The sequence below is a fragment of the Microbacterium sp. Se5.02b genome (genome assembly GCF_019464375.1).
Lineage (GTDB): Bacteria > Actinomycetota > Actinomycetes > Actinomycetales > Microbacteriaceae > Microbacterium.
On the sequence record NZ_CP080491.1, the window covers coordinates 1,643,238 to 1,658,382 of the forward strand.

Genomic DNA, 15,145 nt, shown 5'->3' on the forward strand with positions numbered 1-15,145 from the left:
CTCGGGGGATACCAGCGTCGATGGATCGTGCGCGACCTGGTCGCGGGACTGTCGGCCGGCGCCGTGGTGATCCCGCAGGCGATGGCCTACGCGACGATCGCGAACCTGCCGGTGCAGGTCGGGTTGTACACGTGCATCGTGCCCATGATCGTCTACGCGTTCCTCGGCGGGAGCAGGGCGATGAGCGTCTCGACGACGTCGACGATCGCGACGCTGACGGCCACGACCCTGGTGTCGGCGGGAGTGGCTGCCGGAGCCGACGATGCGATGGGTTCCCTGATGATGCTGACCCTGCTGGTCGGGGTGGTGCTGCTGCTCGCGCGGCTGTGCCGACTCGGCTCGCTCGTCGAGAACATCAGCGGCGCCACGGTGCTCGGCCTCAAGATCGGCGTCGGGGCGACCGTCGCGGTCGGACAGCTGCCGAAGCTGCTGGGGAGAGCTTCGACTTCTCCGGCCATGGTTTCTTCCGTTCGCTCCTCGCCGTCGGTCAGGCGCTGGACAGCCTGAACGGGCCGACGGTCGCGCTGTCGGTCGGATCGATCGCGGTGCTGGTGATCCTCAAGAAGGTGGCGCCGCGGATCCCCGGCACTCGTCGTCGTGGTCGGGGGCATCCTCCTCGTGTGGCTCGTCGGCATCGACGACCTCGGTGTGAACCTCATCGCCCCCGTCCCCGGCGGACTGCCGCTTCCCGGGGTGCCCGACTTCGCCCAGGCGACGGCACTGGTGCCGGGCGCGCTCGCGATCGCGGTCATGGCCTTCCTGGAATCTGCGGCCGTGGCGCGGAGCCTGCGCACCGCATCCGAGCCTCAGGTCGACAGCGACCAGGAGCTGTTCGCCACCGGCGCCGCTAACGGCGTCGGCGCCTTCTTCGGCGCGATGCCCGCAGCGGGGGCTTCTCGCAGAGCGCGGTCAACCAGAGCGCGGGTGCGCGATCCCAACTCGCCACCGTCGCCACCGTCGTCCTCGCGATCCTCGTCGCGCTGTTCCTGGGCCCCGTCCTGAGTCTGATGCCGGAGGCGACCCTCGCCGCGATGGTGTTCGTCGCGGTCGCCGGGCTCATCAACATCCCCGAGCTCGTCCGTTGGGCACGCATCAGCCGGGTCGACTTCTGGATCGCGCTCTCCGTCGCGATCATCGGACTCACGGCGGGGCTGCTCCCCGCCGTGGCGATCGGGGTCGTCGTCACGCTCATCCTGGTGCTGCGAGAGCTGAACGTGCCCAAGGCACGAGTGGTGGGGCAGGCGCGCGGCGTGCTCGGGGTCGAGCTCGACCGCGGTCTGTACACCGCCAACGCGCAGGCCAACGAACGCAGGATCCTCGAGATCGTCGGGGAGCGCAAGAGCCGATCCGCGCGCTCGTGCTCGGGCTCGAGCAGCAGGAGGTCATGACGATCACGGTGCTCGACGCACTCGCGGAGCTCGACAGGGAACTCGCCACGCAGGAGGTGACTCTGCACCTCGCCGGGCTTCCTGCCGCAGCGGTCGCGGTCGCCGAACGCACCCCGTGGTTCACCTCGCTCCGGTCTGCGGGCCGCGTGCATGGATCCGTGCGCGACGGGATGGACGCCGCTGCCGCCGCACCGACGGATGCCTCCGATGGCGCCGTTCACCCTGGTGAAGTCGACGAGGCCCGCTGACGGCCGACCGGGAGATGCCTAGGCTGGCCCCGAACACGGTAGGCGGAGACCGCCGTCGTGATCGGGGAACGGGGACTCGCATGCTCGACACACGGAAGACCGCGCCGGCGGGGCGGCCGAGGTGGATGACCACGGCGGCGTGACCTGGCAGTGGTCGCGGTTCGGCCTCGGCCTGATCTTCGCCCTCCCTGCGATGATCGTCGCTCCGTTCAGCGTCACGGCCGGGCTCGCGCTCGCGGCCGGGGTGCTGCCGGCGGCGGCGTTCCGACTCCCGCCGCGACGTCGCGGGCGCGCGGTCATCCCTCTCGTCGGCGTGCTCTGCGCCGCCGGTGTGCTCCTCGGATCGCTGCTGGCGACGGTTCCCGTCGTCGCCGTCGTCGCGGTGTTCGCGTCGGCGGTGATCGCGGCCGTCACCGCGGCTCGGGGGCGCGTGGCGCAGCTGGTGCTGATCCTCGCGCTGCCGATGGTGGGCATCGGACTGAGTTTTCCCTGGTCTGCCGTCTCCATCGGACTCGCCGCCAGCATGCTCGCGGGGTCGGCATACGCGTGGGTGGTGTCGCTCGCGTGGCCGGAGCGCGACGAACCGCCGCCCGCGGCAGCACCGGTCCCTCGGGGGCGGGCGATGCTCGTCTACGGGATCCTTCTCGGTGCGGCCGCCGCGATCGCGGCCGCGATCGGATTCCTCCTCGGACTCGAGCACGTCGGCTGGGCCACGGCGGCAGTGCTGCTCGTGATGCGACCCGTGCGCGGGCAGCTCATCGCGCGCAGCATCGGTCGTGCGGCGTCGGTTCTCGTCGGCGCCTTCGCGGCTGCCGCCTTCGCTGTCGTCCGACCGGACGACCTCATGATCGGGATCGCCGCGGGTGTCGTGGTCGGCGCCTTGTGTGCGAGTCAGGAGAGCCGTTGGTACGTCGCCCCGGGGTTCACGACCTTCATCGCCCTGACGCTGATTCTGGTGACGTCGTCGGCACCCCCGGCCGAGCGGTTCCTCGAGCGGGCGCTGGAGACGCTTCTCGGCGTCGGGCTCGCACTGGTCTTCGGCGCCGCGGTCCCATCGCTCCTGTCGTTCGTCGCCCGTCGACACGGAGTGCGCTCGGTGTGACTCGTTCCTGCGCGCAAGGCGCTTGAGGCTGTGCGCGCGCGATGCCATACTGCGGAATATCGGTTGACCTGGCGTCGACGGACGAACCGGGGGGTTCCATGGCGGAAGGTGGCGACGACGACGACGTGCAGCGGACGCTCGTCCCTGCGGTCGTCGATGACGACCTGCCCCGCATCCGGTTGCTCGATCGCCTCACCACCGCGATGGACCAACCGTGGACGCTGACCCTCGTCACGGCGCCGGCGGGTGCAGGGAAGACTCGCCTGCTCGCTCAGTGGACCCAGACGATCGGCGTGCACGCGGACATGGAGGTCGTGTGGGTCACCGTCGAGAAGGACGACCTCGACCTCACCTCGCTGCGCGCCGCACTCGAGCGCGTCGACGACCCGCGGCTCCGGGAGAGCCTCTCGAGGGTTCCGTCCGACACCTCGACGGCCGCAGCGCGGTCGCTCGCGCGAGCCCTGCGAGGTGCCGCCGGTCGGGTGGTGATCGTGATCGACGACGTGCATGTCATCGAGTCGCCGGACTTGGCCGACTCCCTCTCGGCATTCGTGCATGCGGTACCGGGCAACGCCCACGTGGTGCTGTCGGGCCGCGGCACACGTCTGATCCCGGTGGCGCGGCGCCGCATCGCCGGAATCGCGCTCGAACTCGACAACGGCGACCTCGCCTTCACCCCCGCCGAGGTGCGCACGCTGTTCCGAGCACACGGGTATCGGCTCTCGCAGGGGAGATCAGCGCGATCCTGCAGCGTACCGAGGGGTGGGCGGCCGGACTCCGGCTCATGCTGCTCGCGCGAGCGGAGCACGCGCGCGGACGAACGCCCGCTCCGTGGGGACGCTCCCGCCCTGGTCGACTACTTCCTCGAGGAGGTCTTCGCCGATCTCGATGAGGAACTGCGCGACTTCCTCATCGTGACATCGGTGCCTGACGCGTTCACCCTGGAGCTCGCCACCGTGCTCTCGGACGGGGCCCCTGCCGCGGCGCTGGTCGAACGGCTGACCCACCTCCACGTGCTGATGAGCCGCCACGGAGATGAACCGGTCTGGTACCACTACCACCCGCTGTTGCGGGAGTTCCTCGCCGGTCGCCTCGCCGATCGAGGGCATACGGTCGTCGAACGTCTCGAGAAAGAGGCCGCAGGGTGGTTCGCGGAGCAGCAGGAGCACCTGCCCGCACTGCGCCATGCGACCCTGAGCTCCGATCCCGTGTGCATCTCCGTCATCCTGCGTCGATGCGGAATGCAGCTGATCCTCACCGGGCACGCGGAGCGCGTGATCGAGGCGATCGCGACGATGCCGCCGCCACTGCGCTCCGACCCCGCCGTGCAGATGCTCGTCGCCGCGGCCGAGCTCGCCCGCGGCGACGCGTCCGCCGCGGCCGCCGTGCTCGCCGAGTCGCACGATCGGACCGACTCGCCGGTGCAGCGCCGCTGGGAGGCGGGGCTGGACCTGCACACCGCCCTGCGCCGCGGGGGCATCGTCGCGGCGCTCGACAGGCTGGGAGCCGCTTTCGATGCGGTCACCGGTGAATCCCAGGTCGACACCTACGCGTTCCTCCAGGCGGCCATGGGGGAGCTGTACGTCGGCCATCTCGACCGCGCGGAACGCTATGCCCACTTCGCGGGGGATCGGGCTCGCATGGTCGGCGCGATCGCCGCGGAGCTGCAGGCATCCGCGATCCGGAACACCAGTGCGCTCTTCCGCGGGAGGATGCGCGACGTCCTCGACTCCGGTGCGCAGCTGGACGCCCGCTGGCGCGAGCTCGGGAGTCCCGAGGACGCGTTCTACGAGGTGACCAGGGTGTGGCGGTCCTGGGTTCCCTACGAGCGGCTGCAGACGGTCGATGCCGACCGCACGCTGCGCGAAGCGACGGCGATCATCGACTCCGGTTCCGAACCGGCGATCGCCCGGGGCCTCCGCGGGCTGGTCGTCCTGCTCACGCACGACGTGGCGGACGATCCGCGTGCCGCGGCGATCGCCCTCCTCGACAACCTCGCGCCGCGCGATGACATGCCGCTTCCGCTGCACTGGTACGCGATGGTGAGCACGTTCGCGGTGCACGCCTTCGACCGCCTCGACGAACCCACCCTGCGGGACCAGTTCATCGCCGACGCCGAACACGCTCTCGGTGCGACCGGCGACGTCGTCGTGCTCCGGGCGATCGCGGCGCTGCACGATCATCGCCATGCGTCGGCACGCGCGACTCTCGCCCCCGTCCTCGACGGCTCGTCGCGGTGCCTGCTGCCCGCCTCGATGGTCGACGCCTGGTTGGTCGAGGCCGCACTCGACGTGCATGGCGGCGATCCGGTCAGAGCGCAGGAATCGCTCGCCACGGCGTTGTCGCTCGCCGAGCCAGAGGAGCACGTCCGGCGCTTCGCCCACGCCGATCCTGCGGTGCTGCGACTGCTCGGTGCGCGAGCCACATCGGGAACGAGAACGCACTTCGCCGACACGGTCAGGGATCGGCTCGCCTCGGCCGGGGCGCTCGTGGACGAGGAACTCACTCAGCGCGAACGGATCGTGCTCCGAGCGCTGACGCGCAACTCGACCCTGCGTCAGATCGCCCAGCAGGAGTTCATCTCTCCGAACACCGTGAAGACCCACGTGCGCAACATCTACCGCAAGCTGGGCGTCTCCGACCGCGACGGCGTCACGGCGGCCGCGCACGCCCTCGGGATCGAGTGACGCGCCCGGCCGCCGATCCTTCGCGTCAGTCGCGGGCCATGGCCGCCGCGAGGTGGGCTTCCAGGTCGAGGTACGCGTCGTCCGCGATGTCGAAGACGACCTTGGTGATCTCGCCGCCGGCGAAGTCGAACCCGTAGCCGTACAGGGACGACACCGGATCCGCGCTGTCCCGTCCGATCGTCAGACCCTCGCCGCAGAGCGAGAAGTGCCCGAGCACCGTGCGGATCTGCTTCTCGCCGACGACCTGGTCGTCGATGTACAGCTTCACCGGCCCGACACCCTCGCGGTGCTCTCCCATGCTCTCCTTCGTGAACTCGACCCCGATGATGTGCTTCCCGGTCGTCGGCGCGGGGGCGGAGACCCGGTCCTCCGGCGGGATGCCGAGGAAGTTGTACACGTAGTGGACCTGTCCGTCCTTGACCACGAGTGCATGGCCGCCGAAGCGGGACCCGTGCGCGAAGATCACTCCCTGCGTGTCCGAGGTGAACTCGACCTCGGCGGCGATCTTGTACGAGACGCCGTGCGTGTTCGCGGCGGACCGCTCCGGCACCTCGCTCGTGCCGGGGTAGTACACGAACCGCCCGGACGGGGGAGCCGGCTGGTGGAACTCCATCGCGACGAACGTCTCGAAGTCCTTCGGATTCCCGATGATCTGCAGATCGTTGAGAGGAAGCACGTCGTTGACCTTCGCCTCCTCCATCCACAGGGCCTTGAGCTCCTCGACCTTCTCCGGCTGCTCCGCCGCGAGGTTCGTGGACTCCGCCCGGTCGACGTCGGTGTGGTAGAGCTCCCACTCGTCGTCGTCGAAGTTCCCCTTGCCGCTGATCGGACCGTGCACCGTCACCGCCTTCCACCCGTCGTGCCAGATGCCGCGCTGACCGAACATCTCGTAGTACTGGGTCTTCTTCGCGGTCGGCGCATCGGGGGCGGCATCGAACGAGTACGCCATCGAGATGCCGGACAGCGGGGTCTGCTCGACGCCGTTGTACACGTCGGGGAACGCCACCCCGCACGCCTCGAGGATCGTGGGGACGATGTCGGTCGAGTGGTGGTACTGGTGCCGAACCTCGCCGCGCGCGCGGATCCCCGCAGGCCAGTGGATGACGAGCGGATCGCACACCCCGCCCTGGTACGTGTAGCGCTTGAACATCTTGTACGGGGTCGAGAACGCCGCAGCCCACCCCGTCGGGTAGTGGTTGTACGTGTCGGGGGAGCCGAGCTTGTCGACCAGGCGCAGGTTCTCCGCCTCGTCGTCCGGGTACCCGCCGAAGATCTTGCCCTCGTTGACCGATCCGTTCGGGCTGCCCTCACCCGATGCCCCGTTGTCGGCGCAGTAGATGATCAGCGTGTTGTCGAGCTGACCTGACTCCTCCAGATAGTCCACGATGCGTCCGACCTGCGAGTCGGTGTACTCGCTGAATCCGGCGTACACCTCGGCCATCCGGCTGAACATCCCCTTCTCCTCGTCGGTCAGGGAGTCCCATGGGCGCACCTCGTCGGACGGAGAGAACGTGCCGTCCGGCATGGGGTTGAGCGCCGTGAGCGGAGTGTCGTCGGGGAGGATGCTCTTCTCGATCATGCGGGCGAGCACCCACTCGCGGTAGGCCTCGTAGCCGTCGTCGAACATGCCCTTGTACTTGTCGATGTACTCCTGCGGCGCGTGGTGCGGTGCGTGGTTCGCGCCGGGACAGAACCACAGGTACCACGGCTTGTCCGGTTCGGTCTGCTTGACGTCGCGGATCATCGTCAACGCCTGGTCGGCCAGATCCCGCGAGAGGTGGTAGCCCTGTTCGGGAAGGTACGGCTGATCGATGTAGTGGTTGTCCTCGGCGAGCGACGGGTACCAGTTGTTCGTCTCGCCGCCGATGAAGCCGTAGAAGCGGTCGTAACCCTGCGCCAGCGGCCAGTGCTTCTTGGACGCGCCGGCCGTCCACTCGTCGATCGGCACATTGTGGTTCTTGCCCACCCAGAACGTCGACCAGCCGGCGTCGCGCAGCACGTGCGCCATCGTGGCGTTCGATTCGGGGATGTGGGAGTTGTACCCGGGGAAGCCCGTCGACGACTCCGAGATCGTCGCGAATCCGTTCAGGTGATGATTGCGACCGGTCAGGAAGGTCGACCGCGTCGGCGAGCACAGTGCCGTCGTGTGCCACTGCGAGTAGGTGAGGCCGTTCTGCGCGAGGCGATCCATGGTCGGCATGTTGATGCGACCCCCGTATGGCGACCACGCGGCCATGCCCGTGTCGTCGTACAGGACCACGAGGACGTTGGGCGCCCCCTGCGGAGGTCGCGTGGGGAGGAAGGCGTCCCAATCGGCGACGGAGTCGCGCACGTCGAGGTTGATCTTGCCCTGGAAGTCGCGAGCCATCATCGTCTCCTTCAGATCGTGGGTCATCCATCGCCCCGTGGATTTTCACGGTACTGGGACGCGCCTCTCCCAGCACCCGTGCGGGGACGCGTTCATCCGGGTGATCTCTGCGCGCTCCTCGTCGTCCGGTCGCCATGCGGCGCGCATCGGTTCACAGCAGGGCGGCGATCGCCTTCTCGAGCTGGAGCGCTCCGATCACGAGGAGCAGCGCCGCGTTGAGAACGTGGGAGTTGCCGGCGATCCAGGTGCGCACACGGTCGAGCGCCGGCTGCGCGTCAGCGCCGCGGATGATGACGTAGAGGACGGGTGCGGCGACGGGCAGGGTGCCGACGACGACGAACACGATCGCCACCACGGTTCCCGCGGTGCCGCCGACCTCCGACTGGGAGATGTCGAGCGCCGCGAGGATCGCGCACGACGCATCCACCGGGTTCAGTACGAACAGCCCCACCCCGAGGAGGAACGTGCGGCCGGGACGGAAGGACTCCACCGAGTGCAGCCAGCCGGGCAGTTGCGGAGACGCAGCGACGACGTCGCGGGGCGAGGAGGCCGCAGCCATCTGCTCCACGTGGGCATGGCCCTTGCGATACACCCACACCGCCGCGCAGACCAGGAACGCGCCGATGAGCAGGCGCACGACCGGAACCCACAGCGGCGGCTCGTTCCGCTCGCGGATGGCGAGCTGCGGGAACAGCCACAGGAAGAACGCGAGGAGGCCGCCGAGCCCGAGGAGCCAGCCCAGGAGATAGGCGATCCCGTTCGTGCGCGCGCGGCCGGAGAGCAGCACCGCGACGAGCGCCATGATCGCGAGGGGACTGAGGACAACGCCGAGAGCGACCGGGACGAGGTCGAGGATCAGTTCGCCCATCGCCGGATCCTCCGTCTGCTCGAAGCGCTCGCGGCCTAGAAGCTGCCGATGCCCTTGCCGATCATCGAGACCCCGATGACCAGCAGGAGGACGGCCATGATCACGGCGTTCTCCTGCGCCAACCACCCGCGCAGGGCATCCAGAGGGCCGCGCAGGCGGTTCGATGCGACCAGATATCCGAGCACCGGCACGAGGACGGTCGACGCGGCGATGAGCGTGTAGAGGAGGACGACCACGACCGTCGAGCCCGTCGAGAGCGCTCCGCCGCCGATGTCCGTACCCGCGCCGGCGGCCATGATGAGGTTCTTCGGGTTGACGGCGGAGAGCAGGAAACCGAGGCCGAAGGCCACCGGAAAGGTGATGGTGTCGATCGCCTTCATCCACTTCGGGAGTGCGGCATCTTCGCCCGCCTTCGGCCGCTTGCGCCATTGCCCGAACGCGAGGAGGAACAGGAGCACTCCGAGCACGAGCTGAACGACACCCCGGATCGGTCGGGAGGCGTCGGGATCCTCCTCCGGCAGCACCGACGACAGCAGCGTGAAGACCGTCACGGCCACCACGATCCCGATGACCCAGCCGAGCAGGAAGCCGACGCTGGTCACGCGTGCTTTCGGCGAGAGCAGCATGAGGATCGCGGCGATGACGGGTATCGGACTGATCGCGACCCCGAGCGCGAGCGGAAGGATGTCTCCTATGACGGCGCCCATCAGCGGCCCTTCTCCTGTGGCGACCGCGCCGTCGTCGACGGCGCGAGCCGTGCGATCGCTTCGCGGTTGGTGGCATAGACCGTCTCGGACGTGAGCAGCCCGAGGGCGGTGAGGCGCTGGAGCGTGTTCGGCCTGACCCGACTGAAGGACAGTGACACCGCATGGTTCGCGAGCCACTCCCTGAGGGAGACGAAGGACTCCGCGCCGGTGACATCCACGTCGGTCACCGCCTCCATGTCGATCACGAGATCGCGGACCTCGTCTTCCCCGGCCGACCGGACGGCCTCCTTGACGGCGCTCGAGAACACGGCGCCGTTGGCGAAGAACAGCGGTGCGGCGAGGCGGATGACGATCACGCCGGGTGCGGTCACGGTTCCGGCGGGAGCGTCTTCGAGCAGCGACTCGCCGGGGTCGCCGCTGGATTCGAGGACGTCGATGGCGGGGTTCGACGCCCGCTTGGCGAGGTTGATGAGTGCGAGCACGAACGCGACCAGGATCCCGGGGATCGATCCGATGAAGAGCGTCACGAGGAAACAGGTTGCCCCGATGAGGAACTCGAAACGATCCTTGCGCCACAGGTCCACGAAGTCGCGGATGCCGAGGAGCGGGATGATCGCGACCCCGACGATCGCTCCGATCGCGGGAGAGGGGATATCGGCCAGCAGCGCCGTGCCGAACAGGAGCAGCAGGAGGGTGCCCGCGGCGAGGATCAGGGCGGGGAACTGCGTTCGCGAGCCCGCCTGATCCATGGCCGCGGTGCGCGAGGTCGAGGAGCCGACCGCGAAGCTGCCCTGTGCGCCGGCGGCGATGTTCGAGACACCGAACGCGAAGAGGTCGCGGTTGGCGTGGAACGGGTACCCGTGCTTCTCGGAGTACGACCGCGAGACCAGGAGGCCCTCGGCCGTGGTGACGAGGGTCAAGGCGATGGCAGAGGGCACCAGAGCCAGCCAGAGGGACCAGTCGATCATCGGCCAGGTGAGCACCGGAGGACCGGCCGGGACCTCGCCGAGGACATCGACGCCGCGCTGGTCGAGACCGGTGAGGACCACGACGAGCGTCGTCGCGATCAGGACGATCAGTGCCCAGGGCACCGATCGCAGGAACGCGCGTCCGAGCAGCAGCACCGCGACGGAGCAGACCGAGATCAGGACGGCCCACCCGTTCAGCGTCGTGATCCCCCCGACGAGGTCGGCCACCTTGCCGGTGAACTCCTTGCCGGAGTCGATCGTGACGCCGAGCATCTTCGCTACCTGGCTGACCATGATGTCGAGCGCCAGTCCTCCGACGAACCCGACGAGGATCGGCTTCGACAGGAAGTTCGCCAGGAACCCGAGCTTGAACACGGCGAGCAGCACGAACATGCCGCCGCAGATGATCGCCTGGGCGAGAGCGAGTGTGGCGTAGTCGGCGCTGCCGGCCGCGGCGAGGCCGCCGATCGAGGAGGCGACGAGCGCGGCTGCGGCGGCGTCGGGTGAGGCGACCAGCTGCCGGGAGGAGACGACGAGGGCGTAGACGATGGTGGGGACGATCAGCGCGTAGAGGCCGGCGGTGGGCGGGAGACCCGCGATCTGCGCGTATCCGATGTTCAGCGGGATCGCGATCGCGAGCAGCGTGACGCCCGCGGTCAGCTCGGTGACGAAGTTCCGCCGGGTCAGACCCGCGAGTGGTCGTTGCACAGCGCCTCCCTTCGCCGGCGCTCAGGCGAGCGCGTCCGGGTCAACGATCCCACCGCGACGGACGCGGCGACCATGTCTGGCCGCGAACCTCCCCTGGTGATTTACGCGCCGGTGCGGCGCCGTCGACGACCACGAGCTGTGGGCGCGGGCGTCGGTTCAGGGGGTGGTGGCACGGCGGTGCGGTCTCCCGAGAGCCAGCGCACCCACGTCTGATCGGCATCGCCTTCCAGGACGAGTGCGCGCGCGAGGAGAGTGAGGGGGATGGAGAGGATTGCTCCGAGCGGTCCGATGATGAACGTCCAGAAGATGACGGAGAAGAAGCTCAGGGTCAGGCTGAGGTCGACCGCGTCGCTGACGAACTTCGGCTGCACGAGCACCTGCAGCACCACGTTCACGACGCAGTACACGGCGACGACGCCGAGCATGAGGGGCCAGCCCCCCACCACGAAGGCGAGGATCGCTGGGGGCACGAGTCCGAGGACGAAGCCGATGTTGGGGATGAAGTTCGTGACGAACGCGAGGATCGCCCAGACCACGGGAGCCGGCACGCCCATCCACCACAGGGCGAGGCCGTCGATGATCGCGACGATCGCACCGAACGTGGCGTTCACGATGTAGTAGCGGCGGATGCCCGCGTTCAGATGCGCGATGCGGGCGATCACGACGCCCTTCGTGGCCCCGAACAGCGCGGGCGCCTGACGATACCGCGCGGCGTCCACCGCCATGAAGATGATGTACGCGCACACGAAGAACAGCGCGGTGGCGACGCTGAGGACCGTGCCGCCGACACTGCGCGCGATACCCAACAGGGTCGTGGGGTCGAGCACGGAGGCCGCGGCATCCGAGGCCTCCTCGTCGAGGCCGAGCGACTGCAGCCAGGCGACGACCTGGTCGGCGGTGTCCGCGAGGCCGCCCTCGGAGACGAGATCGCCGATCAGGCGGGCGAACTGCGTGCCGGCGAGCCAGAGCAGCGCTCCCATCGCCAAGAGGATCAGATAGGCGACCACGATCACGCTCGTCGTGCTCGCCCACGTCGGCCACCCGCGTCGATCGAGGGGACGGCGCAGCGGTTCGCAGATCACCACGATGACGATCGCGAGCGCGACCGGTCCGACCAGGTCGCGTGCGAAGGACACGCCGGCCAGCGTCACGACGGCGGCCGCGAGCACGAGCAGCACGCGCAGGCTGGGGGAGAGCATGCGGTCTGGCGCACCCTGGGGTGCCGGCGAGGTGGTCACGCGGCCAGCGTAGCCGTCAGGACGCCGGTTCCCCGTCGCCCCGCGGGGTTCAAACGAGCGCGGCTCAGAACGACTCCGGTGCGACGAGCGGCGGCGGGCCCTCGCGTTGCACGACGACCGCCGTGAGTTCTGCGGCCTCCAGCGCGTCGGCGACGGCACGCACCGCGGCCGAGACGATGGCGGCGCCGTGCAGGGGTGGTGCCAGACCTGGAGAGCGAGCATCCAGCGGTCGGGCGAGATCGAGACGACGCGCACGACCGGGTGTTCGCGGGCGTGCACACCGTCGACGGCGCTCGCCGCGGTCGTGATCACCTGGATCACCTCGTCGAGGTCGGCGCCGTCCGACCGGACGATCCTGACGTCCACGGCACTGCGACGCGCCCCGTGCCGGGAATCGTTCACGAGCACCCCGCTGAGCAGCGCGGCGTTGGGCACGTGCACCGTGCGGCCGTCGACGGTGGTGAGGACCACGGATCGACCGTTGAGCTCCTGCACGGTGCCGCGGATCACGCCGTCGGGCCCGTCGACCGCGATCTCCTCGCCGATCTTCACCGACTGGCGGGACTGGATCAGCACTCCCGCAGCGAAGTTGTCCGCGACGCCGCGCAGCACCAGGATCACGATCACGACGGCGACGGCCGTCATCGCGAGCAGCGGTTGCACGTTCGCGCCGAGGAACGCGAGACCGACCCCGATCCCGACCAGGAGCAGGGCGTACTGCGTGAGTCGGGCTGCCAGCTGAGACACCGTGTCGGAGATCCCGGGAGTGCGCTTGGCGAGTGAGAGCACACCCTTGCGCGCGAAGCGCGACAACAGCCATCCGACGAGCACCGACAGCAGCGCCAGCACGATCTGCCAGGCGGAGAGCCCGTCGGGGAAGAGGTCGCTGAGGCTCACGGTCGCGTGCCGCTCGGTGTCTTCCGCCGGGGTGTGCGCCTCATGCGTCCAGGATGCGCCCGTGCCGCATGCGCCGGAGGGGGCGCTCACCCCACGAGGGTGAGCGCCGAACGACGCTCACCGACGGGACCTGCACGATAGCGGCATGGAAGACAAGCCCGCTCCCGCCCACGACCGCACCTACGGGGTGCTCGAGATCAGCACCGTGCTCCTCCTCTCGATCACGGCTGTGATCACCGCGTGGTGCGGCTTCGAGGCGTCGAAGTGGGGCGGCGAGATGTCGATCGCCTTCAGCCAGGCATCCAGCGCGCGGGTGCAGGCGGCGTCGGCGCAGTCGACAGCGCAGGCGGCGCGCCAATACGATCTGACGATCTACACGCAGTGGGTGCTCGCGGATCGCGAGGGACCGGACGACCTGGTGGAGTTCATCGAACAGCGCTTCACACCGGAGTTCGCCGTCGCCTTCGATGCCTGGGATGCGGAAGGGCGGGTGTCGGACGGGCCGTTCGCGATGGAGGAGTACGTGCCGGCCGGCGAGGCGGAAGCGGCAGAGCTGGGTGCTCGTGCAGACGAGAAGTTCGACGAAGCCCTGCGGAACAACCAGCGCGGTGACGACTATTCGCTGCTGACCGTGCTCTTCGCGCTCGTGCTGTTCTTCGCTGCGCTCTCCCAGAACCAGCGCGCGCGCTGGCGGCGGACCGTCTTCGTGACGCTCAGCGGGGTGCTCGCGATCGTCGGGGTCATCGTCCTGACGACCTACCCGATCAAGATCTGACACCGTCACCACCTCGCCCGGTACGGATGACCCGGGGTCGCCCGCTTCGTGGACGCGACGGACACTGGACGCATGTCGTCGACGCCGGCCGATCCCGATCTCCTCTCGGCTGCACGCGCCCACGGTGCGACACGGGAGCGAGCGCGTGAGGCGATCGGCCTCCAGATCTCGATCTTCGCGTTCGTCCTCGCCGCGCTCGTGGCCCTCCCCGTCTTCCGGATGCAGCCCGCGCCGATCTCGGGACCGGACTCACTCGGACAGTTCGCCGCGCTGACGTCCGCGATCACGGCGATCGTCGTCTTCGTGCTGGGCCGCATCATCGCAGCCGACCCCGCGCGTGGCCGGAAGTTCGGCGCCCTCGACATCATCGACGTCGCGGCCTTCGCGTTCGCTCATGCCATGATCGCGCTGCTCGGGTGGACCCTGGCGGCGACGATCATCGAGGCGGGGCTCATCGGAGCCGTCGTGTTCCCGGTGCCCGTGCTCCTGCTGGCGGGGGCGGCCGCCGGCCTGACGGCGTACGTGACCTACTATTCGGCGACGCATCTGGATCTGCAGCTTCTGGCGACCGTGCTCGCCCTGTTCCTCGTGCTCGGGGTCCTCGCGAGCATGCTCACGGCGAGCGATCCGCAGTGGTGGAAGGAGAATCTCAGCGCCCTGGGCATGACGGACGATCTGTCGGCGCGCGCCTTCAACCTGACGTTGATCGTCGCCGGCATCCTCGTGACGACGCTCGCCCGGTACGCGACCCGGGATCTGCCCACCACGCATCCGCGCGGGGTCGCCTCGGTCCGCGCGTGCCTCGTCATCGTCGGCATCTTCCTCGGACTCGTCGGCGTGTTCCCCGTGGATCAGCACTTCGCCCTCCACACCGGGGTGGCGTCCGGCATGGTCGTCGCCTACACGATCCTCGTGGTGGCGATCCGCTGGTGGGTGCCGGGGGTCTCGCGGACCTTTCTCGTGCTCGGGTACGTGTTCGTCCTGGTGATCCTCGTGCTGTCGGTGTTCTTCGCGGTCGGCTACTACACCCTCACCGCCGTCGAGCTGGTGGCGGGGACGGTCGTCTTCACGTGGATCATCCTCTTCATCCGCACGGCGGACGCCCTCGAACGAGACGCCGCAGAGGGAGTGGCGCAGGGAAAGATCACCCGGGGGAGGCCCTTGAAGGGGGCTGGACGGCGCCACTAGCTT

10 protein-coding genes and 1 pseudogene are annotated in these 15,145 nt (G+C 69.1%); 6 read left to right on the forward strand and 5 right to left on the reverse strand.

Features of this window, described 5'->3' with window-relative positions:
- Window positions 1–81 precede the first annotated feature (81 nt).
- The 4 genes and pseudogenes from K1X59_RS08145 (at window position 82) to K1X59_RS08155 (ending at window position 5,425) form a co-directional block, all read left to right on the forward strand.
- Window positions 82–1,388, forward strand: a pseudogene (locus K1X59_RS08145) (SulP family inorganic anion transporter).
- A complete protein-coding gene (locus K1X59_RS21210; RefSeq protein ID WP_258567180.1) occupies window positions 1,385–1,636 on the forward strand; it encodes a hypothetical protein in 252 nt (83 codons plus the stop codon). The pseudogene K1X59_RS08145 and the gene K1X59_RS21210 overlap by 4 nt, the downstream one beginning before the upstream one ends.
- Before the next feature lie 121 nt (window positions 1,637–1,757).
- Window positions 1,758–2,738 (forward strand): FUSC family protein, encoded by a 981-nt coding sequence (locus K1X59_RS08150; RefSeq protein WP_258567181.1) that lies wholly within the window; start codon window positions 1,758–1,760, stop codon window positions 2,736–2,738.
- Between the two features lie 98 nt (window positions 2,739–2,836).
- Window positions 2,837–5,425, forward strand: coding sequence for a LuxR C-terminal-related transcriptional regulator (locus K1X59_RS08155; protein WP_220174121.1), 2,589 nt, complete (start codon window positions 2,837–2,839; stop codon window positions 5,423–5,425).
- A 25-nt stretch (window positions 5,426–5,450) separates the two neighbouring features.
- Here K1X59_RS08155 and K1X59_RS08160 read toward each other — a convergent pair whose 3' ends face one another.
- The 5 genes from K1X59_RS08160 to K1X59_RS08180 all read right to left on the reverse strand — a co-directional run bounded on the left by K1X59_RS08160 (window position 5,451) and on the right by K1X59_RS08180 (window position 13,269).
- Window positions 5,451–7,820 carry an arylsulfatase gene (locus K1X59_RS08160; protein WP_309491643.1) on the reverse strand — a complete coding sequence of 790 codons (2,370 nt, stop codon included), beginning with the start codon at window positions 7,818–7,820 and terminating at the stop codon, window positions 5,451–5,453.
- A 124-nt stretch (window positions 7,821–7,944) separates the two neighbouring features.
- A complete protein-coding gene (locus K1X59_RS08165) occupies window positions 7,945–8,661 on the reverse strand; it encodes a GAP family protein (protein WP_220174122.1) in 717 nt (238 codons plus the stop codon).
- 35 nt (window positions 8,662–8,696) lie between these two features.
- A complete protein-coding gene (locus K1X59_RS08170) occupies window positions 8,697–9,368 on the reverse strand; it encodes a GAP family protein (protein WP_183152428.1) in 672 nt (223 codons plus the stop codon).
- On the reverse strand, window positions 9,368–11,044 hold the full coding sequence (locus K1X59_RS08175; RefSeq protein ID WP_220174123.1) for a SulP family inorganic anion transporter: 1,677 nt from the start codon (window positions 11,042–11,044) through the stop codon (window positions 9,368–9,370). Before K1X59_RS08175 ends, K1X59_RS08170 begins: the two co-directional genes overlap by 1 nt.
- A gap of 101 nt (window positions 11,045–11,145) precedes the next feature.
- A complete protein-coding gene (locus K1X59_RS08180) occupies window positions 11,146–13,269 on the reverse strand; it encodes an AI-2E family transporter (RefSeq protein ID WP_220174124.1) in 2,124 nt (707 codons plus the stop codon).
- Between the two features lie 55 nt (window positions 13,270–13,324).
- On the opposite strand from K1X59_RS08180, the gene K1X59_RS08185 reads away from it, so the two are divergent.
- A complete protein-coding gene (locus K1X59_RS08185; RefSeq protein ID WP_220174125.1) occupies window positions 13,325–13,954 on the forward strand; it encodes a hypothetical protein in 630 nt (209 codons plus the stop codon).
- 72 nt (window positions 13,955–14,026) lie between these two features.
- Entirely contained in the window at window positions 14,027–15,142 is a 1,116-nt protein-coding gene (locus K1X59_RS08190) for a DUF998 domain-containing protein (protein ID WP_220174126.1), read from the forward strand.
- Window positions 15,143–15,145 lie beyond the last annotated feature (3 nt).

Bases quoted from the DNA above. Each gene is read 5' to 3' on its own strand.
- K1X59_RS08155 (WP_220174121.1), top strand. From the start codon at position 2,837: ATGGCGGAAGGTGGCGACGACGACGACGTGCAGCGGACGCTCGTCCCT.
- K1X59_RS21210 (WP_258567180.1), top strand. From the start codon at position 1,385: ATGACGATCACGGTGCTCGACGCACTCGCGGAGCTCGACAGGGAACTC.
- K1X59_RS08185 (WP_220174125.1), top strand. From the start codon at position 13,325: ATGGAAGACAAGCCCGCTCCCGCCCACGACCGCACCTACGGGGTGCTC.
- K1X59_RS08160 (WP_309491643.1), bottom strand. From the start codon at position 7,820: ATGACCCACGATCTGAAGGAGACGATGATGGCTCGCGACTTCCAGGGC.
- K1X59_RS08165 (WP_220174122.1), bottom strand. From the start codon at position 8,661: ATGGGCGAACTGATCCTCGACCTCGTCCCGGTCGCTCTCGGCGTTGTC.
- K1X59_RS08170 (WP_183152428.1), bottom strand. From the start codon at position 9,368: ATGGGCGCCGTCATAGGAGACATCCTTCCGCTCGCGCTCGGGGTCGCG.
- K1X59_RS08190 (WP_220174126.1), top strand. From the start codon at position 14,027: ATGTCGTCGACGCCGGCCGATCCCGATCTCCTCTCGGCTGCACGCGCC.